The organism is Pseudomonas sp. Sample_11 (genome assembly GCF_004307505.1).
Classification (GTDB): domain Bacteria; phylum Pseudomonadota; class Gammaproteobacteria; order Pseudomonadales; family Pseudomonadaceae; genus Aquipseudomonas; species Aquipseudomonas atacamensis.
This window is the reverse complement of the sequence record NZ_RCOD01000064.1, coordinates 1-20,371: the sequence shown is the minus strand read 5'-3', so window position 1 is coordinate 20,371 and position 20,371 is coordinate 1. Positions and strand designations below refer to the sequence as shown.

Sequence of the window (20,371 nt, the reverse complement as noted above, 5' to 3'; positions counted from 1 at the left end):
AAGATCGCAGCCTCGTTGCATTCGTCAGCTCCTACAGGGGACCGTGCACATATTTCATGGAGCCGACGCCCGGGCTCTGGTTACACTTGGGCCACCGCGCTCCCGGTGAAGCGCACCCAATCAACCAGGAGCCTGTCCCGCGTGCCCGCCCGAACGCCGAAACGATCACGACTGAGCCAACGCTGGCCGTTGCTGCGCCGCCTGTTCGGCAAAGGCCTGCCCGCCAGCGCCGGGCACGATGCTCATGCCGCGAACATCCGCGATTATTTCCGTGACAAGGCCAAAAGCCAGGGCTACACCCTCAGCCGCAGTCAGCAGCACGTCATCGACTGCATGGCGCAGCAAGCCAGCGTGCTGCTCGGCGACAGCGGCCACACCCCGCCGAGTCTGTACCTGTACGGCGCCGTCGGGCGCGGTAAGAGCTGGTTGCTCGACGGTTTCTTCCAGGCGCTGCCGATCACGCGCAAACGCCGCCTGCATTTCCATCAGTTCTTCGCTCGGTTGCACGACGGCATGTTCCGTCATCGCCAGGAGGAAGACGCGCTGGAAATCACCTTGGACGAACTGCTGGAAGATTGCCAGGTGCTGTGTTTCGACGAGTTTCACGTGCATGACATCGGCGACGCGATGCTGATCACGCGGCTGTTCAAGGCCCTGTTCAAACGGCAGATCATGCTGCTGGTGACCTCCAACTATGCACCCGAGGGCCTGCTGCCCAATCCGCTGTATCACGCGCGCTTCAAACCGGTGATCGAGCTGATCAACACGCGCATGCAAGTGATGGAAGTCGGCGGCGCCCACGACTACCGCGCACTCAACCGCCAACACACGCATCAAGTGTTTACCCAAGGACATTACGTATGGCCGGCGACGGCAGCTCAACGTCAGACACTGGACCTGCCACCGGCCGACGCGCCTGCCCTTGCCCTCGAAGTTGGCAAGCGCCAGCTTCAGGCCCGTTTTTGCCAAGGCCGGCGAGTCGCTTTCACCTTCAACGACCTGTGCGAACAGCCAACGGCAGTGATGGATTATCTGCAACTGTGCCAGCGTTTCGACCAGTGGATCATCGATGAGCTGCCGCAGCTCGGCGAATGTCCGATCGCCGTGCAGCAGCGCTTCATCAATCTGATTGACGTGCTCTACGATCAGGACAAACACCTGACCCTGCTCGGCCAACTGCCGCTGGGCCAGAGCCTGGAAGGTCACGCCATCGACCTGGCGCGCACGCGCAGCCGGTTGGGGCAATTGCAGGAAATTCACGAATCCAACTGACACCCCACCCTGTGAGAACGAGCCTGCTCGCTCTCACAGGGTCCCGGGACAACTCAAAATCCGTTCAGCATCCGCTTTACCGCTATCATGTCGCCCATTCCAGCGCCCCCCGCGTCGCTCCACCGATCAATAGCGAAACCAGACATGCACACCCTTGCTCAACTACGCGCCGGCGAGCTGTCCGGCATCACCCGCCTCGACCTGTCCTGCGGGCTGACCGAATTCCCCAACGAAATTTTCCAACTGGCCGACACGCTGGAAGTGCTCAACCTCAGCGGCAACGCGTTATCCAGCTTGCCCGCTGACCTGCATCGCCTGACCCGCCTGCGCGTGCTGTTCTGCTCCGACAACCAGTTCAGCGAACTGCCGGCCTGCCTCGGCCAGTGCACCGCGCTGACCATGGTCGGCTTCAAGGCCAACCGCATCGTCAATGTGCCCGGTACCGGCCTGCCGCCGCAGCTGCGCTGGCTGATCCTCACCGATAACCGCATCGAAAGCCTGCCCGGCGAACTCGGTGAACGCCCCGCTTTGCAGAAGCTCATGCTCGCCGGCAATCGCCTGCAATCGCTGCCAGACTCCCTGCGCCACTGCCATCGGCTGGAATTGCTGCGCATCGCTGCCAACCAACTCAGCGAACTGCCGCAGTGGTTGCTGACCTTGCCGAGCCTGACCTGGCTGGCCTACGCCGGCAATCCGCTGGAGACCGAAGCCGATGCCGCTGCCCTTGAGGCCACGCCGCTGATCGACTGGTCGGCGCTGCGCCTGGAGCAGCAACTGGGCGAAGGCGCTTCCGGGGTGATTTCCAAGGCAGTCTGGCAGCGCGACGACGACACGGCGCAGGCGGTTGCGGTGAAGCTGTACAAAGGCGAGATGACCAGCGACGGCTCGCCGTTGCATGAGATGAACGCTTGCATCACCGCAGGCCTGCACCCGAACCTGATCCGCGTCGAAGGGCGCATCAGCGGCCATCCCGATCAACAGCAGGGGCTGGTGATGCAACTGATTGATCCGAGCTTCGGCAATCTCGCCGGTTTGCCGAGCCTGGACTCGTGTTCGCGGGATGTTTATGCCGAAGATTGCCGGTTCTCCGCCGAGGTTGCCCTGCGCGTCGCCAAAGGCATCGCCTCAGCGGCCGAGCACCTGCACCGCCAAGGCATTACCCACGGCGATCTCTATGGCCACAACATTCTGTTGAACGATCGTGGCGATTGTCTGCTGGGGGACTTCGGCGCGGCGTCGTTTCATGCCACCGGCGATGATGTGCAGACGCGCGCATTGCAGCGCCTGGAAGTCCGTGCGTTCGGTGTGTTGTTGGGGGAATTGCTGGAGCGTGTCGACTCAGGATTGAGTACGGAGCGCCGCGCGCAACTGCAGGCGCTGGAACGACGTTGCTGTCAGGCCGATGTGCTGGGGCGGCCGGGGTTCAGTGAAGTGATCGAGGTGCTGGAGAATCTGTGACCGCAGCACGGTCAATCGCCAGCAGGCTCGCTCCCACAGTTGAAATACATTCCAGTGTGGGAGCGAGCCTGCTCGCGAAGAGGTCATCACTGGCGCGACAGATCAGCCAGCCAGACCAACAAACATGTCCTGCACGTCATCATGGTTGTCGAGGCCTTCGAGGAACGCTTCGACTTCAGCCATCTGCTCGTCGCTCAAGCCGCTGACCGGGTTCTTCGGCTGGTAGCCGAGCTTGGCCGAGAGCACGGTGAAGCCTTGTTCCGGCAGGGCTTTCTGCACGGCGTCGAGGTCGGTCGGGTCGGTGAGGAACAGCGTCGCGCCCTCTTCACCCGGCTCGAAATCCTGGGCACCGGCTTCGATCGCAGCCATTTCCGGATCGGCATCCGGGCTGTCCGGCGCGGCTTCGATCATGCCGACGTGGTTGAACATCCACGCCACCGAACCGGAAGCGCCCAACTGGCCCTTGCGGAACGCCACACGAATTTCCGCGACGGTGCGGTTGACGTTGTCGGTGACGCATTCAACGATCAGCGGCACCTGATGCGGGGCGAAGCCTTCGTAGGTCACGCGATGGTATTGCACGGTTTCACCCAGCAGACCGGCGCCTTTCTTGATCGCGCGATCGAGGGTTTCTTTTGGCATCGAGGCTTTCTTCGCCTGCTCGACCACCAGACGCAGGTGTGCGTTGGTGGCGGTATCGGCACCGTTGCGTGCAGCAATGGTGATTTCCTTCACCAGTTTGCCGAAGATCTTCCCTTTGGCGTTGGCTGCCGCTTCTTTGTGTTTAACCTTCCACTGTGCGCCCATTACTCACTCTCTTGATCTGTGGCGCCGAGACATCTATTGGCCGACGCGTGGCGGCAAGTTTATACGGCCTAAAGTCGGCAATCGACCAAAAAAACAGCCGACGGAATCGACATCTTCACCAAAGCATGTAGGGGGATTCTGAAAAGCGCCTTCGACATGACTATTCAGCCCGACGGTTTCGTACCCTTGAAACCCCGTATCGCCTGACAGGGCCTGCTCGAATGCTCAATGACAAGGAAAGTCCCTTCACCCTTACGCTGACCGACAGCGGATTGCGCCTGCCGGTGGTGCGTTTTCGCGGCGAGGAAGCGCTGAACCAGCCTTACCGTTTCGACATCGAACTGCTCGGCCTGGCCCCGGCCATCGTCCCGGGATCCTTTCTGCACCGGCCGGCCTTTCTGCGGCTCAGTGAGCAGCACGGGTTCCACGGCGTCATTTCCAGCGCCAGCTGCGAACATCGCGGGACCCATCGGGTCGGCTATCGACTGATTCTGGTGCCGCATCTGCAACAACTGGCGCATACGCACAAGCGCCGCGTGTTTACTCACCGGAGTACGCCGCAGATCATCCAGCAACTGCTCGAAGAACATGCTCTGCCAGCGCACAGCTACCGCATTGAAATGAGCGTCGGTCACTACCCGGCAAGGGCGTTTTGCATTCAGTACGAAGAAAGCGATCTGGCATTGCTGCAGCGGCTATGCGAAGAAGAAGGCATCCACTATCACTTCGAACACGGGCCGGACGGACACGTCGTGGTGTTCGCCGACGACAGCCTGAGCCTGCCGCAGGAACCGGTTGAAATCCCTTTCAATGCTGATGAGCAACCACCATCGCCCTGCGTCAGCGCACTCTATCAACAGCATCGCGCGGCGCCCGTGCCGATGCTGCATGCGGTGCGCAATCGTGGCCAGCCAACCGGCAACGCCGAAGCCGCCAACGAAGTCTCGACCGAGTTGCCGATGCCCGCGCGATCGCCGGAACGTCTGCACGCCGAACAGCGCAGCCGGCGCCATCTGCAACGCCAGCGCTGCCAGTTGCGTTCCATTCACGGGCGCAGTGATTGCAGCGATTTGCTCAGTGGCCGACTGCTGCTTGTGGCCGATCACCCGATCCATCATTTCAACGAACAATGGCTGATATGCGCCGTGCGCCACCAAGGGCAGCACCCTTCGATCCTTGACCCGACGCCAAGCGTTCAGCGTTATCACAACGACTTCACTGCGCAGCCCTGGTCGACCGATTTCCGTCCGCCACTCAAACAAGCTCGCCCGAATATTGCCGGTTATCACTTGGCGAAAGTCGCGGGTGCGCCTGGGCAACCTGCGCAAGTGGACGAAAACGGCTGCCTCGCTGTAAGCCTGTGGCCGTCTGCGGATAAATCCGCCAGCGACGCCCTGTGGCTGCCGATCGCCATGAGCCGGTTCAGCGGCCCCGTCGCGGTCGATCAATTACCGCGTGCCGGCAGTGAAGTGTGGGTGAGTTTCCTCGACAGTGATCCGGACCGACCGATCCTGTGCCTCAGCCACGCACGCCAGCCGCCGGAGCGCGAATCAGAACCCGCGCGCGACAGCCTGTTGCTCGACTGGCTGAGCCACCGCGCCGAGCATTGATTGGCGCCTCAGCCTTTGTCCGCCTTGCCCGCCGCCGCCGCGAATTTCGCCAGGCGCACATCCAGATGCCGAGGCCGGCGCCCGTAATCTTCGGCGCGCTCCTTGCGGCGGATGGCGTTGCGCACCATCAGCGAGCCGAGGTAGCGAATCGGTTCCGGCGGGAAATAACCCAGCGGCCCGTTGACCAGCGGCGAACGGGTCCACGGGTTATCCAGGCCCTGCACCAGCGCGGCGAGAATCTGCCCGCCCATGTGACACGGGCCGACGCCGCTGCCGGAATAACCGAAGCCGTAAAACACGTTGCCCGCCGAGCTCATCTGGCCGAAAAACGGCAAACCGGTCACCGAACGATCCGACGGGCCGTTCCACGTCGCGTCGATTTTGACCTCGGTGAACGCCGGGAAAAAATCCGCGAGACTGCGCTTGAGCAATCCGGCATAAGGCGACGGCTGATCGAACACCGGCAGCATCCGCCCGCCATAGGCGAAGGTGTTGCCGCCCTTGCCGAGCATGATCCGACCGTCCGGGGTGTTGTGGTAGTAATGCACGAAAATCCGCGAATCGAGGACGCTGACGCCGCTGGTCAAACCGATTTGCTGCAGCAGGTCCGGGCGCGGTTCGGTGATCAGCATGTCACTGGAAACAATCGCCACACTGCGCTCGAACTGAGGAAACGCGCGGGCCATCCATGCATTCATCGCCAGTACCACTCGGTCGGCGATGACCTTGCCGCCGGGCGTGTGGATGCGTGCCGGGCGGCCCTCTTCCAGCCCGGTCATCGCCGTGCCTTCATGGATTTTCACGCCCAATTGCAGTGCCACCCGGCGCAGACCGCGCACCAGTTTGCCCGGTTGCACGCTGGCAGCCGCCGGGGAAAACCAGCCCTCCAGATGTTTTGCTGAGCCAGCCATGCGCTGCACATCGGCAAGCGGGCGCTGGCTGAACGAGTTGATGCCGTTACGCTCCAGCGCCGCGATCACCGCGTCAGTTGCGCCGACCTGGGCGCGATTGGTCGCGGTGTACAGCGTGCCGTCGAGGCGGTAGTCGGCATCGACCCCGTACTGCTCGCAGAACTCGCCGATCGCATGGATGCTGCGCTCCGATTCCCTGACCAGACGCACCGCCTCGTCGACGCCGAACAAGCGCTCCAGGGTGAAATACTTGGCCGACCATGACAGTGCGCAACCACCGTTACGGCCACTGGCGCCGGCACCGCAGATGTCTGCTTCGATCAGCAGCACATCCAGCTCCGGGTTTTGCTGCTTGAGCATGATCGCCGTCCACAATCCGGTGTAACCACCGCCAACGATGCACACATCCGTGCGCACCTCGCCTTGCAGCGGTGGACACTGCTCGGATGGGTCGGCCTGCAAGGCTTGCTCGAGCCAGAACGGTCGCATGGGAAATCTCCAGTCAGAAAGCCACGACGCAGCCTGCCGCGCACCGCGCAGCAGGCCACGGGGCGAAGGGTTTCAGGAACGCAGCGGTTTGACGCTCAGCGGGCAGTTGGGGATCGCCGCGCGCGGCTCCATCACGCCGACCGGCCGACTGTTCCAGTGCGGAATCAGCACCAGCGCCGAGAACAGCGCGCATCCGGCGAAGACGATAAACACCGTCACCGAGTCGAAGTAGCCCGGCAGCAAACCGCCGAGCACCGCGCCAACGGAGCCGCAGCCGTTGACGAAACCGGCGGCGGTGGCACCGGCCTTGGCCTTGCCGAAATCGATGGCCGCCGCACCGCTGATCATCGAGTCCGGGCCATACAACGTCAGGCCCATGACGAACAGCAACGCGACGACCAACAACACGCTGCCGGTGTTCAGCGCAGCCATGAACAACGCCAGCGTCACGGTCAGCGCCAGCAGACTCAGCACGCAGGCCGGCATGCGTCGGGCGCCGAAGAGTTTGTCCGAGGCCAGGCCGATCATGATCGGCCCGAGCAATCCGGCCAGTTCAAACGCGGTGGGAATGATCGCCGCGCCGACCTTGCCGACACTGGGCATCTGTTCGAAAACAATCACAGGGCCCCACAACAGAATCGCGTAGCGCGCCGGTTTCAGCAGGAAATACGCCAGGCCCAGCACCAGCACCGTGCGGTTGCGCAGGATTTCCTTCAGTGGCTCCCAGACGCTGAGTTTGCTGTTGGCTGCGGTTTCTTCGGCGGTCAGTTCCGGCTCGGGCTCCACCGCCGGCAAGCCGACGTCTTCCGGTTTGTTGCGCTGGAAGATAAAGAACAGCACGGCGACCACCGCGACCACCGCCGCGCTGGAAATGAATGCCGCGTGCCAGGTGCCGACCAGCGTGTAGGCCCACCAGCCGGCGAACGGCGAGGCGACCAGGCCACCAAACGCGTAACAGGAACTCCACAAGCCGAGCACCCGCCCGCGCTGCTCAGACGGGAAGAAGCTGCCAAGATTTTTACACAGCCCCGACCAGCCAGTGGACTGCGCCAAACCCTGAATCAACATGCACGTGGCGAAGATCGGCAATGTAGCGAAACTGCCCATCACCAGCGCCGCAGCGGCGGATATCAGCAAACCGCCAAGCACCACCACTCGCGGACCGAAGCGATCGGCGAGCATGCCCCAAGTGAACTGTCCGAGGGCATACGCCGCCAGATAGATCGCGTCAAGGTTGGCCATGGCCATTTTGTCGAGGGTGAAATCAGGGTCTTCGGCGATGCCCAGTTTGGCTACCGAAAATGCTTTGCGGGTGAAGTAGAACGCGGCGTACGCGAGCCAGGTAATAGCGAAGATCTGCACGCGCCAACGCGCCAGGGTGCCGATGTGCTTGTTCATGGTGGTTCTGACCTCAGGGTGTGAGTGTGCCGGCAGAATCGTTAAGAAAAACGCCTGTGTTTTTTATTGTTGAGCACTGCGTTACCGCCCCTTCCCTTCGGCGATAGCGGTCAGATGAGTCTGCTGTTGCACGCACAGGCTCATGGGCCGGCGCTGCTGTTCGACCGAGCAGTCAGCGATGGCGTGAGCCGATCAAAGCAATTACTGTTTAATAAATAAAATCGATTTATCGTATTTCACACATAAGCTGAGCTTGTTACTGGAGCCACCATGTCCGTCTCTCATGCCCAACTCAAAGCGTTCCACGCGGTGGCCGTCCATGGCAGCTTCACCCGCGCCGCCGAGCGGCTTTATCTGACGCAACCGGCGATTTCCGACCAGGTACGCAAACTCGAAGAACGCTTCGGCGTGCTGCTGTTTCACCGCAATAAACGTTCCGTACGCCTGACCGACCTGGGCGAGCGTCTGCTGGCGATCACCCAGCGCCTGTTCGTGATCGAAGCCGAAGCGCAGGAATTGCTGCAGGAATCCCAGGCCCTGCAGACCGGCAGCCTGATTCTCGCGGTGGACGCGCCGATCCACGTGTTGCCGCAAATCGCGCGGTTCTGCGAGCGCTACCCGGGCATCAGCGTGAAAATCGAAACCGGCAATACCGATGAATCGCTGTTTCGCCTGTTCAACTATCAGGCCGATCTGGCGCTGCTCGGCCGCGACGTAAACGATGAACGCTTGCTGTGTGTGCCGTTGCGCAACGATCCGATGGTGGCGTTCGTTTCGCGCAATCATCCGTGGGCCGAGCGCGAATCGATCTGTCTGGCCGATCTGGATGACACGCCACTGGTGCTGCGTGAGATCGGTTCAGTAACCCGGCAGACCCTGGAAGAGGAAATGGCTCGAGCGGGCTTGCGCATACGCCCGGCGATTCAGGTTGAAGGTCGGGAAGCGGCGCGCGAAGCCGTGGTGGTGGGGATCGGGGTTGGTGTGGTTTCAGCGGCGGAGTTCGGCGCCGACTCACGGGTCTGCGCGTTGCCGATCACCGACTGCACGAGGCGCCTGACCGAAACCCTGGTGTGCTTGCGCGAACAGAGTTCGCGGCGGGTGGTGGCGACGTTTCTCGATATGGTTCGCGAGAGCCTGACCTGACTCACTCCCTGTCCTGATCGTTCCCACGCTCTGCGTGGGAATGCCTCAACGGACGCTCCGCGTTCGGCTATTGGATGGGACGCAGAGCGTCCCGGGCTGCGTTCCCACGCAGAGCGTGGGAACGATCACGGTGCGGCTGGCGCCAGATCAAAAAACGCCTGAATCAGGCGCAACTCGCGCCGGCGCTCCATGCAGCCAATCATGTGCCGGTTCACCAGCCCTTCCCCGGCAATCGGGACCGCCACCACGCGCGGGTCATGACTGACCTCCACCGATGACACCACACCGACCCCCAACTCGGCCGCGACCGCTTCGGTCACCGCCTCGCGACTGTCCAGCTCCAGCAACACCCGCGGCTGAATCGACGCCTGCATACACGCCTGGTCAAACGTGCGCCGGGTAATCGAAGTCGGCTCGCGCAGGACCATGATCACTTGGTCCAGCTCCTTGAGTTTCACGTCAGCGGAGCGATTCGCCCAGCGATGCCCCGCCGGCACCAGCGCGCAGATCCGCGATTCGCTCAGCGCTTGCAGATGCAGGCCCTTGCGCGGCTCGACCTCGGTCAGCACCGCGACATCGGCGTGTTCCGACAACAGCGCCGCCAGGGTTTCCTGCGCGTTGCCCAGACGCAGGTTGACGGTGATGCCCGGATAGCGTGCGCGCAGGCTTGCCAGCATCGGCATGACCATGTGCGGCCCATCCGCCGCCACCTCCAGACGCCCGGTCAGTAACTGCCGATTGGCCTCGAGCAGCGTCTGCGCTTCTTCCGCCAGGCCGAACATGGCGCGGGTGATCGCTGCCAGTTTGGTGCCCTCCTCGGTCAGTTCCACCCGTCGCGCGGTACGCCGCAGCAAAGTGATCTGGTAATGCTCCTCCAGTGCCTTGATGTGTCCGGTGACTGCCGGCTGGCTGATGAACAACCGCGCAGCCGCGCGGGTGAAGCTGCCTTCGCGGGCCACGGCATCGAAGGCGCGCAGCTGAAACAGGTTCATGGATAAACCTCACTGATGGCTGGCATAACAACAAACAATTTGATTGATGCAACGGCGAATTGCAACGTAGGCCCTGTAGCTTCATCCCACAGCGTTTTCGCGAGGACACACGAATGAGTACCGCCGCACCGATTCTGCTCACTCCCGGCCCGTTGACCACTTCGGCCCGCACCCGTCAGGCCATGATGGTCGACTGGGGTTCCTGGGATGACCGCTTCAACCAGCTGACCGCCAGCCTGTGCGAGCAATTGCTGGCCATCCTCAACGGCGCCGCCAGCCACCATTGCGTACCGTTACAGGGCAGCGGCACCTTTGCCGTCGAAGCGGCGATCGGCACGTTGGTACCGCGCGACGGCAAAATCCTCGTGCTGATCAATGGCGCGTATGGCAAGCGTCTGGCGAAGATCTGCGAAGTGCTCGGCCGGTCGTTCAGCACCTTCGAAACCGCCGAAGACGAACCGACCACCGCCGCCGACGTCGACCGCTTGCTGCGCGCCGACGCTGACATCACCCACGTGGCGCTGATCCACTGCGAAACCAGCACCGGCATTCTCAATCCGCTGGCAGAAATCGCCGAGGTCGTTGCGCAACACGGCAAACGTCTGATCATCGACGCCATGAGCTCATTCGGCGCATTGCCCGTGGATGCGCAAAAAGTACCGTTCGACGCGCTGATCGCCGCCTCCGGCAAGTGCCTGGAAGGCGTACCGGGGATGGGTTTTGTCTTCGCCCGCAAGGAATCGCTGGCCGCCGCGGCTGGCAACTCGCACTCGCTGGCGATGGACCTGTACGACCAGCACGCCTACATGATGAAAACCGGGCAATGGCGCTTCACCCCGCCCACCCATGTGGTCGCGGCGCTGCACGAAGCGCTACTGCAATACAGCGAAGAAGGCGGCCTGCCGGCGCGGCATGCGCGTTATGCGGCCAACTGTCAGGCGCTGATGGAAGAGATGAACAAGCTCGGTTTGCGCAGCTTCCTGCCGGCGGCGATTCAGGCGCCGATCATCGCCACGTTCCATGCCCCGCAGGATCCGCGTTACCAGTTCAAGGAGTTCTACGAGCGGGTCAAGGCCAAGGGTTACATCCTCTACCCCGGCAAGCTGACCCAGGTCGAAACTTTCCGCGTCGGCTGCATCGGCCACGTCACCCCGGACGAAATGCGCCAGGCCGTAGCAGCAGTGGGTGAAGTGCTGCGCGAAATGGAAGTACTCGACATCTGAGCCTCACCATAAATCCCCTGTGGGAGCGAGCCTGCTCGCGAAAGCGTCGTCTTAGGCGACACATAGGCTGATGTCAGACCGCTTTCGCGAGCAGGCTCGCTCCCACATTTTGATCTCATATTCAAATCAGGAATTCACGCCATGAACTACACCAATCCAAGCAAGCTGCAAGCCGCGATCCTCGACTGGGCCGGTACCGTGGTCGATTTCGGCTCGTTCGCGCCGACGCAGATCTTCGTCGAAGCCTTCGCCGAGTTCGATGTTCAGGTATCGATCGAAGAAGCCCGTGGGCCGATGGGGATGGGCAAGTGGGACCACATCCGCACCCTCTGTGATCAGCCGCAAGTGGCCGAGCGTTATCGCAAGGTGTTCGGTCGCACGCCGACCGACGATGACGTCACCGCTATCTACAACCGCTTCATGCCGTTGCAGATCGAGAAAATCGCCGAGCACTCGGCCCTGATTCCCGGCGCGCTGGACGCCATCGCCCAACTGCGCGCGCAAGGCATCAAGATCGGTTCCTGCTCCGGCTACCCGAAAGCGGTGATGGACAAAGTCGTCGAACTCGCCGCCAGCAACGGCTACGTCGCCGACCACGTGGTCGCCACCGACGAAGTGCCAAACGGACGTCCATGGCCGGCGCAAGCGTTGGCCAATGTCATCGCTCTGGGCATCGACGATGTTGCAGCGTGCGTGAAGATCGACGACACCGTGCCGGGCATTCTCGAAGGCCGCCGGGCCGGCATGTGGACGGTTGCGCTGATTTGCTCGGGCAACGCGCTGGGTCTGGATTATGAGGGTTTCCGCGCGCTGGGCAGCGATGAACTGGCCAGCGAGCGCAAGCGCATCCACGCGCTGTTTGAAAGCTCGCGCCCGCATTACATGATCGACACCATCAGCGATCTGCCGGAAGTGATCGCCGACATCAACAAGCGTCTGGCCAACGGGGAGATGCCGCAAAACGCCTGAGGCTGAAAAACTAAAACACCGCTGATGGTAATCAGCGGTGTTTTTTTTGCACTGTCTTGAGTAAAGACATCGCTTGGTTATGACTTATTCGGAAATAAGGTTACCTTGCGCATCGTACGCAAGACCATCGGGATGTTTAACACTTCCGTCCGGCAATTGTTCAGTTCCATCTTCCCAGACAATACGGCCATCCGGATATTCAACGGTATTATCCGGCCAGACGATTCGCCCGTCCGGATACTCTACCCGGCCGTCTTCATATTGAATGATGCCGTCGGGACGCTTGATCGAAGTTTTATCTACAGCGACTACGCTGCCGTCAGGCAGTGTGGTGGAGCCATCGACATTGACTTTCGCACCAATTGTTTGAATCAGCGTTATCAAGGCCACAGGATCGATGTTGATGTTAAGGGTCGGCCATGGCATTGGCGGACGCTTGGTGTCAACCGGGGCCACTGGTTTGGTTGGCGCTACTGGCTTGGTTGGCGCCACTGGCTTGGTCGGCGCCACTGGTTTGGTTGGAATTACTGGCTTGGTTGGCGCAACTGGTCTGGTTGGGACAACTGGTTTGGTTGGCGCAACTGGCTTTGTTGGTGTTACCGGCTTTGACGTAGTGGTAGTAGGGCGAGGCTTCGAGATCGGACTTTTCATATTCACACTCAAATTGATAAATATAGTTTTGATCTTTAATAACAAACTAAAGAGCCGAGCCGACAATAATCACGCACAACAAACTATTCAAACCAAAAGAAACCACAAGATATAAACAACATAGAGTTACGCTGCGCAGACCAACGTACAACAATAACTTTCAATAAACAGAAGTCATAAACCGTAAAACTTGCACTTCGATTGATTGCAAATATCATCACGCCGAAGGTTGGCATGTATTGATCGCGACCATCGGCTACATCGCTGCAAATCCGCGCCGTCCCTGCAGGCCACCCGTGTGGGCAAAGACCAGACGCGTGCCGACCGCGAATTCGCCTGACTCGACATGCTGCTTGAGCGCCAGCAAGGCCTTGCCGGTGTACAGCGGTTCCAAAGGGATGCCGCTGGTTTGCTCGGTCTGATCGATGAAGGTCAGCAACGCCTGGTCAACTTTGGCGAAACCACCACGGCTGGCATCGATCAGTTGATAGTCAGCCGCAGGCTCGGTGGCGTGCGCGAGGATCGACTCGATGTTCGGCGCTACGCCGTGATCATCCGGCACTGCCAGAGCACCGTACACCACGCGCTTGCCTTGCTCGGCGAGCGCCAGTCCGGCCAGTGTCGTGCCGGTGCCACAGGCCAGCCACCAGGCGTCGAAATCATTCCAGCCCAGCTTGGCCAATTGCTCTTCGGCCTGCTGCCTGATCGCTGCGCAACCCAAGGCGCCGGCCAGTCCACCACCGCCCTCGGGCACCGCATGCAGCGTCGGAAATTGCGCTTGCCATGGCACCCAGAATCCCGCTTCGTGCCGCGCGCGGTAGCCGGCGTAACCGAGCCAATGCAACTGCATGCCGAACGTTTGCAAATCCCGCACTGTCGGCGTGTCCTGCGGGTGCCCGCGCAGCAGCCCCACGGTTTTGAATCCCAGCCGCTTGCCCGCCGCCGCCAGCGCGTGCAGGTGATTGGAATGCGCACCGCCAAGGCTGATGATGCCCTCGGCGCCGGCACGCTCGGCGGCTTTGAGATGTTCAACGAGTTTGAACCACTTATTGCCACTGATCAGTGGGTCGATGCGGTCCAGGCGCAGGATCGCGACCTCGATGCCGGCGTCTGCCAGCCAGCCTAGACGGAGCGGTTCGAGGGGGGCTTGGGCTAGCCAGTTGGGGGGAGGCAAAAGCATGGGCACTGCACAATCTGGAAAAGACCACATACTAGTAGGAGCTGCCGCAGGCTGCGATCTTTTGATCTTGCTTTTGAAATCAGGATCAACAGATCGCAGCCTTCGGCAGCTCCTACAGAATGTGTTTACAACTCAGCCGCCAGCCGCGAACCCTGATTGATCGCGCGCTTGGCGTCCAGCTCCGCCGCGACATCCGCGCCGCCGATCAAGTGCACGTTCTGCCCGGCTTCAACCAGACCATCGTGCAACTCACGCAACGGATCCTGCCCCGCACAGATCACGATGTTGTCCACCGCCAGCAGTTGCGGCTCACCGCTTTCGCCGATGCGAATGTGCAAGCCTTGGTCATCGATGCTCAGGTATTCGACGCTGTTGAGCATCTGCACCTGCTTGTTCTTCAGACCGGTGCGGTGAATCCAGCCGGTGGTTTTACCCAGACCGTCGCCGACCTTGGTTTTCTTGCGCTGCAACAGGAACACCTCACGGGCCGGCGCATGCGGTGCCGCTTTGATTCCCGCCACACCACCACGGGCCTCCAGTTGCATGTCGATGCCCCACTCTTTCCAGAACGCCGCGCGATCCAGACTGGTGGCTACGCCTTGATGAACGAGAAATTCCGAGACATCGAAACCGATCCCGCCCGCACCGATCACCGCGACACGCTTGCCGACCGGTTTGCGCTCGAGGATCACGTCCAGATAACTCAGGACCTTGGCATTCTCGACGCCCGGAATCGCCGGCACGCGCGGCGCGATACCGGTGGCGAGGATGATCTCGTCGTAACCGCCGTCAACCAACTTGGCCACGTCGACGCGGGTGTTCAGGCACACCTCGACATGGGTGGTTTGCAGCTTGCGGTTGAAGTAGCGCAGGGTTTCGAAAAACTCTTCCTTGCCCGGTACGCGCTTGGCAATGTTGAACTGGCCACCGATCTCACTGGCTGAATCGAACAGCGTCACCTGATGACCGCGCTCGGCGGCCACGGTGGCGGCGGACAAACCGGCAGGGCCGGCACCGACCACGGCGATTTTCTTGATCTGCTGCACCGGCAGGTAATTGAGTTCGGTTTCGTGGCAGGCGCGCGGGTTGACCAGGCAACTGGTGAGCTTGCCGCCAAAGGTGTGGTCGAGGCACGCCTGGTTGCAGCCGATGCAGGTGTTGATTTCGTCGGCACGGCCGGCGGCGGCCTTGTTGACGAAGTCCGGATCGGCGAGGAATGGGCGGGCCATGGAGACCATGTCGGCATCGCCTTCAGCAAGAATCTGCTCGGCAATTTCCGGGGTATTGATGCGGTTGGTGGTGATCAGCGGAATGCTCACCGAGCCGCGCAACTTGGCCGTGACCTTGCTGAACGCTGCACGCGGAACCTTGGTGGCGATGGTCGGAATCCGCGCTTCGTGCCAGCCGATACCGGTGTTGATGATCGTCGCGCCGGCCTGTTCGATGGCTTTGGCCAGCATGACGATTTCATCCCAGGTGCTGCCACCTTCGACCAGATCGAGCATCGACAGGCGGAAGATGATGATGAAATTCGGCCCGACCGCTTCGCGCACACGACGGACAATTTCTACCGGCAGGCGCATGCGGTTTTCGTAGCTGCCACCCCAGCGGTCGGTGCGGTGGTTGGTGTGCGCGGCGAGGAACTGGTTAATGAAGTAACCTTCCGAACCCATGATTTCGACGCCGTCGTATTCGGCGGTTTGCGCCAATACCGAGCAGGTGACGAAATCGCTGATCTGCTTCTCGATGCCCTCTTCGTCCAGCTCTTTGGGCTTGAACGGGTTGATCGGCGCTTGAATCGCGCTCGGCGCTACTTGCTTCGGGCTATAGGCATAGCGGCCGGCGTGGAGAATCTGCATGCAGATCTTGCCGCCCGCCTCGTGCACCGCGCGAGTGACGATGCGGTGCTTGAGCGCCTCTTCCTCGGTAGTGAGCTTGGCCGCGCCGGAATACACCCCGCCCTCATCATTCGGGCCGATGCCGCCGGTGACCATCAGGCCGACACCGCCACGGGCACGTTCGGCGAAGTACGCCGCCATGCGCTCGAAGCCACCCGGCTTTTCTTCCAGGCCGGTGTGCATCGAGCCCATCAGGGTGCGGTTGCGCAGCGTGGTGAATCCCAGGTCCAGCGGGGCCAGCAGGTGCGGGTAATGAGCGGCGGTCATCGGTAACTCCACAACGAGCGATCACGGAAAGTTGCGGGAGCTCTGCGTCCCCCGTCAGTCATGTTCGACAGACTAAGAGTCGCACCGCTGTCACTCAATGACCGTAACTGACAAGTTATTGATCCAAATGCACAGCGCCCCTTGGCAATCAGGGCCATGGGCCCTACCCTAGGCGCCACACTCTGTACCCGGCTGTTGTTGGTTTTCATGCGCAAACTTCTGTATCTGTTTTTCTCCATGGCCCTCGTTGCCGCCCTGACCACCTACGCCATGTGGGCGGCAGACCGGCCGGCGGGACATTACCTGTCGGACCTGCGCATCAAGCTCGCCGTCAATCAGGGCACGCCCGCCGACCGAGGCAATCTGCTCGGCATTCAGCCCGAACTGTTCCCCACCGATTACCAAAGCTCCGCACGCCTGCACCGCAAACTCGCGGCGTATTTGCAGCAGGCCCGCGATCAGGGCTTGCTCAACGAAAAAACCGTGGTGGTGTTGCCCGAGCACGTCGGCACCTGGCTGATGATCAGCGGCGAGAAAGACGAGCTTTATCAGGCGCCAACGCTGGCGGAGGCAATGAACTGGCTGGCGGCGAGCAATCCACTGCTGTTTGCCCGAGCGTGGCTGCGGGCCAAGGGCGAGCAACGGCTGGATGATGCTTATCTGCGGATGAAAGCGAAGGCCATGGCCAAGGATTACCAGGCGCTGTTCGGCGGTCTGGCCAAGGAGTTCCAGGTCACCCTGGTGGCCGGCTCCATCGTGCTGCCGGAGCCAAGCATCCGCGACGGCCGGCTCAAGCCCGGCAGCGGCGCCCTGTTCAACAGCAGCGTGGTGTTTGGTCGCGACGGCGTGCCATTGGGCCAGCCGCAACGGCAGATGCATCCGATCTTCGATCAGCAAGGTGTGATTCAGGCCGAAGACAAACACGCCATCCAGGTCGTCGACACACCGGCCGGACGCCTGGGCATTCTGATCGGCAGTGACAGCTGGTATCCCGCCAACTACCGCACCCTCGATGAGCAAGGCGCGCAACTGGTGGCGGTGCCGGCGCAGGTTATCGGCCAAGGCGCCTGGGACAAGCCATGGCGCGGCTACAAGGGTTCGAGCACGCCGGGCTCGGTCAGCCTCAAGCCCGGCGACCTCAGTGAAGGTCAGGCCTGGCACCGACTGACCCTCACCGCACAACCACCGAGCAGCCACGCGATTGCCGGCATGAGTGTGTTCATGCGCGGGCAGTTCTGGGACAAGCCGAGTACCGGCACAAGCTTTCTCAGCAGCAACGGCCAGCAGTTCGCCGATGGCGAGGCCCGTGGTGCGCGCTTGCTGAACGTCTGGCTGTAAACCATGAAGCCGCAGCCGATGCGCCTCGGGGATCTGTCGGTGGGCTTCGTCCACAGTCTGGCCGACGCCGTGCGCAGCCACGACGCCGATCCGCTGCCTCTGCTCGAGCAATACGGCCTCGATGCCGCGCGACTGGCCGAGGCCGGGGCACGCTTGTCGATCCCGCGTTACATGCGCCTGGGCCATGCGGCGATTCAACTGACCGGCGATCCGGCCCTGGGCCTGCGCATGGGCCGGATGATCCGCTTGAATCAGGCTGGGCTGGCCGGCATCACCGCCGCGCAAGCGCCGACCGTGCGCGAGGCGGCCCGCTGCCTGACGCGCTTCGAACCGCTATACGGCTCCAACTATCGCGGGCAGTCCAGTTTTCACGAAGATGCCAACGGTGCGTGGCTGCGCTTCTACTCGATCAGCCCTTACAACGCCTATAACCGCTTCGTGGTCGACTCGATCCTCGCCGGCTGGCTGCATCAGTTGTCGAGCCTGTGCGGCGAAACGTTGCGCGCCGAGAGAATCGAAATCGAATTCGAAGCGCCGGATTACCGCGACGCCTACACAATGCTTGGCGACTGCCCGATCCAGTTCAGCGCCGAACGCAATCAGCTGCGCCTGAGCCTGAACAGCCTTGCCCTGCGCAATCCCGAACATTGCCCGAGCACCTGGCGACATCTGCTGCAATTGTGCGAGCGGGAGCTGGAACAACTGACCCGCACCCGCAGCCTGCGCGAGCGCATCACTCAGTTGCTCGGCCCGCTGCTCAACGGCGGCCGCGAGCCGGATCTGGAGGAAGTCGCGGCACGCCTGAAACTGCCGACCTGGACGTTGCGGCGCAAGCTCACAGAGGAAGGCACGCAATTTCGCGCGATCCTCAATGACACACGCCGCGATTTGGCGATGACCTACATCCGCGACACCGAACTGGCGTTCGGCGAGATCGCCTACCTGCTGGGCTTTGCCTCAGCCGAAGCCTTCCAGCGTGCATTCAAGCGCTGGAGCGGGCAGACGCCCGGCGAATCCCGACGAAATTACCGCTCGGGAACCTGAAGCTCAGAGCTCCGTCGCGTCGTCAGCCGGTTCTGGTTGATCCAGTTCAAAGGCCTGGTATTCGAGCAGTTCTTCCTGATACTCATCCATCGTATAAATCCCCCAACTACCCGCTATGAAAATGGCCTGATCAATCGACCTGTGCCCCGAGCATAAAGTGCCCGTGTGAAGGAAAAGTGAAACGCAGCCTTCATGAATAAAACGTAGCAGGTGGCTGGGGATTTATCGCGGCGATGATGTCGCAGGTATGTAACCAGATCTGAAGCCAACCCGAAAACCACTGTGGGAGCGAGCCTGCTCGCGGAGGCGGTGTCTCAGTCTGATCATCTGTCGACTGATACACCGCCTTCGCGAGCAGGCTCGCTCCCACAGGGTTTCGCTTGGTTTCTTATTGGCCCGACGCAGGCATCGCCGGAATCGGCTCGGACGGTGGAGGAATATCCGGGTTGGTCGGTGGCGTGATGGTTTCGCTGGCCGGCGCGGGCTCTTCCACGGGCGCTGGCGCCGGCGTAATCGGCGTCGACTCCGCTGGCGGTACCACCGGCTCGGAGCTCACTGGCGCGGCTTCAACCGGGGCCGGTGCAGGTTCCGCAGCCGGCGCAGGGACCGGTTCTGCTGCCGGTGTCGGCACCAGAGGCGCAGGTGCAGGTGCCGCTTTTGGTTCTGGCACACCAAGATCCGTTTTCGGCTTTTCTTCGATGTGTGCAGCTTTCTTCGCATCGGCGGGCAGGAACTGCTCCACCAGCGTGAAGAAGCGCTCGTAGAACTTCTGCGCCGTGACCGTCTCACTGGCGACCTTGACCATCGAATCATCCGAGGAGCCGATCGGCATCGACACCGAGCCCAATACACCAACCCCGAGACTGGCGGAATTGTTGGTCTTCTTCAACGCATAACGATCCTGCAAGGCGTTGGCGAACACCGTCGCATGATGGCCGGCGCTGCCATCTTCGGCGCAGACCACGTTGAAGCTGATCTCGAGATGGGTCTCGCCGGTCTGCTGGAAGCTCTTGTGCCCGCTGACCAGTTTGGGATCACTGCTGGTAATGATGTAGCCCTGACTGAGCAAAGCGCGCCGGGCCGCTTCGCAACTGGCGGTGTCGGTTACCGGGTAATTGCGCGAAAAGGTGCCGGAGTCATCGAAGTTCTCATGCTCATAGATCGGCTTGTCCTTCGAACAACCGGCCACCGCAGTCAACAAAAGCGCCAGCCCGACAACACGCATGGGAGTGGAAATCAACATTGAACATCCTGAGGGAAAACAGTCCGGGGCGTATTGTGCAACAGATCGCCGCCCCATGGCGCATGGAATAGTGTCAAGAATCGGTTACAACTTTACCGATCATGACCGCCAGGAAAAAGCCGCGTGGACAAATGATCGATCAACGCGAGCAATTTCGCTGTCGCTTGTTCACTCGACGGCCATAACACCCTAACCGCCCGACGCGTTCTAAACGCCAAGGGACGGTGTACATCCAAGAATCAGGTCGGCTGTCAGGCCGCCTTCGCGAGCAGGCTCGCTCCCACAGAAAGGCAAAAGCAAAAGATCGCAGCCTTCGGCAGCTCCTACACAATGAGCGCAAGCTCGAGTGCTTCTGATCTTGCTTTTGATCCACCGGCGACGTCGGAAGGCTGAGCGGAGGGATTGATCCGGGTGTGGGTGCGTAGCGACCGTCTGGCGCAGCCAGACACAGCGCAAGGAGGTGCAGCGAAGCAAACCG

17 protein-coding genes are annotated in these 20,371 nt (G+C 61.5%); 9 read left to right on the top strand and 8 right to left on the bottom strand.

Annotated features, from left to right (window positions below; translation table 11 throughout):
• Positions 1 to 141: 141 nt before the first annotated feature.
• Positions 142 to 1,272, top strand: a complete 1,131-nt coding sequence (zapE, locus tag D8U60_RS17770) for a cell division protein ZapE (protein WP_130900612.1) — start codon at positions 142 to 144, stop codon at positions 1,270 to 1,272.
• 144 nt (positions 1,273 to 1,416) lie between these two features.
• Positions 1,417 to 2,730, top strand: a complete 1,314-nt coding sequence (locus D8U60_RS17765) for a protein kinase (protein WP_130900611.1) — start codon at positions 1,417 to 1,419, stop codon at positions 2,728 to 2,730.
• 102 nt (positions 2,731 to 2,832) lie between these two features.
• Here D8U60_RS17765 and D8U60_RS17760 read toward each other — a convergent pair whose 3' ends face one another.
• Complete coding sequence (locus tag D8U60_RS17760; RefSeq protein WP_130900610.1) at positions 2,833 to 3,537, bottom strand: YebC/PmpR family DNA-binding transcriptional regulator; 705 nt, start codon at positions 3,535 to 3,537, stop codon at positions 2,833 to 2,835.
• A gap of 221 nt (positions 3,538 to 3,758) precedes the next feature.
• Here D8U60_RS17760 and tssI point away from each other — a divergent pair, with 221 nt between their 5' ends.
• Positions 3,759 to 5,147 carry a type VI secretion system tip protein TssI/VgrG gene (gene tssI / locus D8U60_RS17755; protein WP_130900609.1) on the top strand — a complete coding sequence of 463 codons (1,389 nt, stop codon included), beginning with the start codon at positions 3,759 to 3,761 and terminating at the stop codon, positions 5,145 to 5,147.
• Between the two features lie 8 nt (positions 5,148 to 5,155).
• Here tssI and D8U60_RS17750 read toward each other — a convergent pair whose 3' ends face one another.
• Together D8U60_RS17750 and D8U60_RS17745 are read right to left on the bottom strand one after the other, a co-directional pair.
• On the bottom strand, positions 5,156 to 6,547 hold the full coding sequence (locus D8U60_RS17750; protein ID WP_130900608.1) for an FAD-dependent oxidoreductase: 1,392 nt from the start codon (positions 6,545 to 6,547) through the stop codon (positions 5,156 to 5,158).
• A gap of 72 nt (positions 6,548 to 6,619) precedes the next feature.
• A complete protein-coding gene (locus D8U60_RS17745) occupies positions 6,620 to 7,945 on the bottom strand; it encodes an MFS transporter (protein WP_016775327.1) in 1,326 nt (441 codons plus the stop codon).
• A gap of 270 nt (positions 7,946 to 8,215) precedes the next feature.
• Here D8U60_RS17745 and D8U60_RS17740 point away from each other — a divergent pair, with 270 nt between their 5' ends.
• Positions 8,216 to 9,088: a LysR family transcriptional regulator gene (locus D8U60_RS17740; RefSeq protein ID WP_130900607.1), complete on the top strand. Its 873-nt coding sequence runs from the start codon at positions 8,216 to 8,218 to the stop codon at positions 9,086 to 9,088.
• Between the two features lie 125 nt (positions 9,089 to 9,213).
• Here D8U60_RS17740 and D8U60_RS17735 read toward each other — a convergent pair whose 3' ends face one another.
• Entirely contained in the window at positions 9,214 to 10,080 is an 867-nt protein-coding gene (locus tag D8U60_RS17735; RefSeq protein WP_130900606.1) for a LysR substrate-binding domain-containing protein, read from the bottom strand.
• Between the two features lie 113 nt (positions 10,081 to 10,193).
• Between D8U60_RS17735 and D8U60_RS17730 the strand changes: the two genes are divergently transcribed.
• Together D8U60_RS17730 and phnX are read left to right on the top strand one after the other, a co-directional pair.
• Complete coding sequence (locus tag D8U60_RS17730; RefSeq protein WP_130900605.1) at positions 10,194 to 11,303, top strand: 2-aminoethylphosphonate--pyruvate transaminase; 1,110 nt, start codon at positions 10,194 to 10,196, stop codon at positions 11,301 to 11,303.
• Positions 11,304 to 11,444: 141 nt separating this feature from the next.
• A complete protein-coding gene (phnX, locus tag D8U60_RS17725) occupies positions 11,445 to 12,272 on the top strand; it encodes a phosphonoacetaldehyde hydrolase (protein WP_041477139.1) in 828 nt (275 codons plus the stop codon).
• Positions 12,273 to 12,356: 84 nt separating this feature from the next.
• Here the strand turns inward: phnX and D8U60_RS17720 are convergent, their stop codons facing one another.
• Positions 12,357 to 12,698, bottom strand: a complete 342-nt coding sequence (locus tag D8U60_RS17720) for a hypothetical protein (protein WP_016770552.1) — start codon at positions 12,696 to 12,698, stop codon at positions 12,357 to 12,359.
• On the opposite strand from D8U60_RS17720, the gene D8U60_RS27685 reads away from it, so the two are divergent.
• Complete coding sequence (locus tag D8U60_RS27685) at positions 12,676 to 13,038, top strand: hypothetical protein (protein ID WP_241663551.1); 363 nt, start codon at positions 12,676 to 12,678, stop codon at positions 13,036 to 13,038. The genes D8U60_RS17720 and D8U60_RS27685 overlap by 23 nt on opposite strands.
• A 141-nt stretch (positions 13,039 to 13,179) precedes the next feature.
• On the opposite strand, the gene D8U60_RS17710 is transcribed toward D8U60_RS27685, so the two are convergent.
• On the bottom strand, positions 13,180 to 14,103 hold the full coding sequence (locus D8U60_RS17710) for a pyridoxal-phosphate dependent enzyme (RefSeq protein WP_130900604.1): 924 nt from the start codon (positions 14,101 to 14,103) through the stop codon (positions 13,180 to 13,182).
• Between the two features lie 125 nt (positions 14,104 to 14,228).
• Entirely contained in the window at positions 14,229 to 16,268 is a 2,040-nt protein-coding gene (locus D8U60_RS17705) for an NADPH-dependent 2,4-dienoyl-CoA reductase (RefSeq protein ID WP_130900603.1), read from the bottom strand.
• A 207-nt stretch (positions 16,269 to 16,475) separates the two neighbouring features.
• On the opposite strand from D8U60_RS17705, the gene D8U60_RS17700 reads away from it, so the two are divergent.
• Positions 16,476 to 17,606: a nitrilase-related carbon-nitrogen hydrolase gene (locus D8U60_RS17700; RefSeq protein ID WP_122612106.1), complete on the top strand. Its 1,131-nt coding sequence runs from the start codon at positions 16,476 to 16,478 to the stop codon at positions 17,604 to 17,606.
• 3 nt (positions 17,607 to 17,609) lie between these two features.
• On the top strand, positions 17,610 to 18,650 hold the full coding sequence (locus D8U60_RS17695; RefSeq protein WP_130900602.1) for an AraC family transcriptional regulator: 1,041 nt from the start codon (positions 17,610 to 17,612) through the stop codon (positions 18,648 to 18,650).
• A gap of 388 nt (positions 18,651 to 19,038) precedes the next feature.
• Here D8U60_RS17695 and D8U60_RS17685 read toward each other — a convergent pair whose 3' ends face one another.
• On the bottom strand, positions 19,039 to 19,893 hold the full coding sequence (locus tag D8U60_RS17685; RefSeq protein ID WP_122612103.1) for a DUF2242 domain-containing protein: 855 nt from the start codon (positions 19,891 to 19,893) through the stop codon (positions 19,039 to 19,041).
• Positions 19,894 to 20,371 lie beyond the last annotated feature (478 nt).

What these genes read in the sequence shown, in the direction of transcription:
- D8U60_RS27685 (WP_241663551.1), top strand. Translation starts at nt 12,676, where the DNA reads ATGTTAAGGGTCGGCCATGGCATTGGCGGACGCTTGGTGTCAACCGGG.
- D8U60_RS17730 (WP_130900605.1), top strand. Translation starts at nt 10,194, where the DNA reads ATGAGTACCGCCGCACCGATTCTGCTCACTCCCGGCCCGTTGACCACT.
- D8U60_RS17740 (WP_130900607.1), top strand. Translation starts at nt 8,216, where the DNA reads ATGTCCGTCTCTCATGCCCAACTCAAAGCGTTCCACGCGGTGGCCGTC.
- D8U60_RS17700 (WP_122612106.1), top strand. Translation starts at nt 16,476, where the DNA reads ATGCGCAAACTTCTGTATCTGTTTTTCTCCATGGCCCTCGTTGCCGCC.
- D8U60_RS17765 (WP_130900611.1), top strand. Translation starts at nt 1,417, where the DNA reads ATGCACACCCTTGCTCAACTACGCGCCGGCGAGCTGTCCGGCATCACC.
- D8U60_RS17695 (WP_130900602.1), top strand. Translation starts at nt 17,610, where the DNA reads ATGAAGCCGCAGCCGATGCGCCTCGGGGATCTGTCGGTGGGCTTCGTC.
- D8U60_RS17720 (WP_016770552.1), bottom strand. Translation starts at nt 12,698, where the DNA reads ATGCCATGGCCGACCCTTAACATCAACATCGATCCTGTGGCCTTGATA.
- D8U60_RS17705 (WP_130900603.1), bottom strand. Translation starts at nt 16,268, where the DNA reads ATGACCGCCGCTCATTACCCGCACCTGCTGGCCCCGCTGGACCTGGGA.
- D8U60_RS17735 (WP_130900606.1), bottom strand. Translation starts at nt 10,080, where the DNA reads ATGAACCTGTTTCAGCTGCGCGCCTTCGATGCCGTGGCCCGCGAAGGC.
- phnX (WP_041477139.1), top strand. Translation starts at nt 11,445, where the DNA reads ATGAACTACACCAATCCAAGCAAGCTGCAAGCCGCGATCCTCGACTGG.
- D8U60_RS17685 (WP_122612103.1), bottom strand. Translation starts at nt 19,893, where the DNA reads ATGTTGATTTCCACTCCCATGCGTGTTGTCGGGCTGGCGCTTTTGTTG.
- D8U60_RS17750 (WP_130900608.1), bottom strand. Translation starts at nt 6,547, where the DNA reads ATGCGACCGTTCTGGCTCGAGCAAGCCTTGCAGGCCGACCCATCCGAG.
- tssI (WP_130900609.1), top strand. Translation starts at nt 3,759, where the DNA reads ATGCTCAATGACAAGGAAAGTCCCTTCACCCTTACGCTGACCGACAGC.
- D8U60_RS17710 (WP_130900604.1), bottom strand. Translation starts at nt 14,103, where the DNA reads ATGCTTTTGCCTCCCCCCAACTGGCTAGCCCAAGCCCCCCTCGAACCG.
- D8U60_RS17760 (WP_130900610.1), bottom strand. Translation starts at nt 3,537, where the DNA reads ATGGGCGCACAGTGGAAGGTTAAACACAAAGAAGCGGCAGCCAACGCC.
- D8U60_RS17745 (WP_016775327.1), bottom strand. Translation starts at nt 7,945, where the DNA reads ATGAACAAGCACATCGGCACCCTGGCGCGTTGGCGCGTGCAGATCTTC.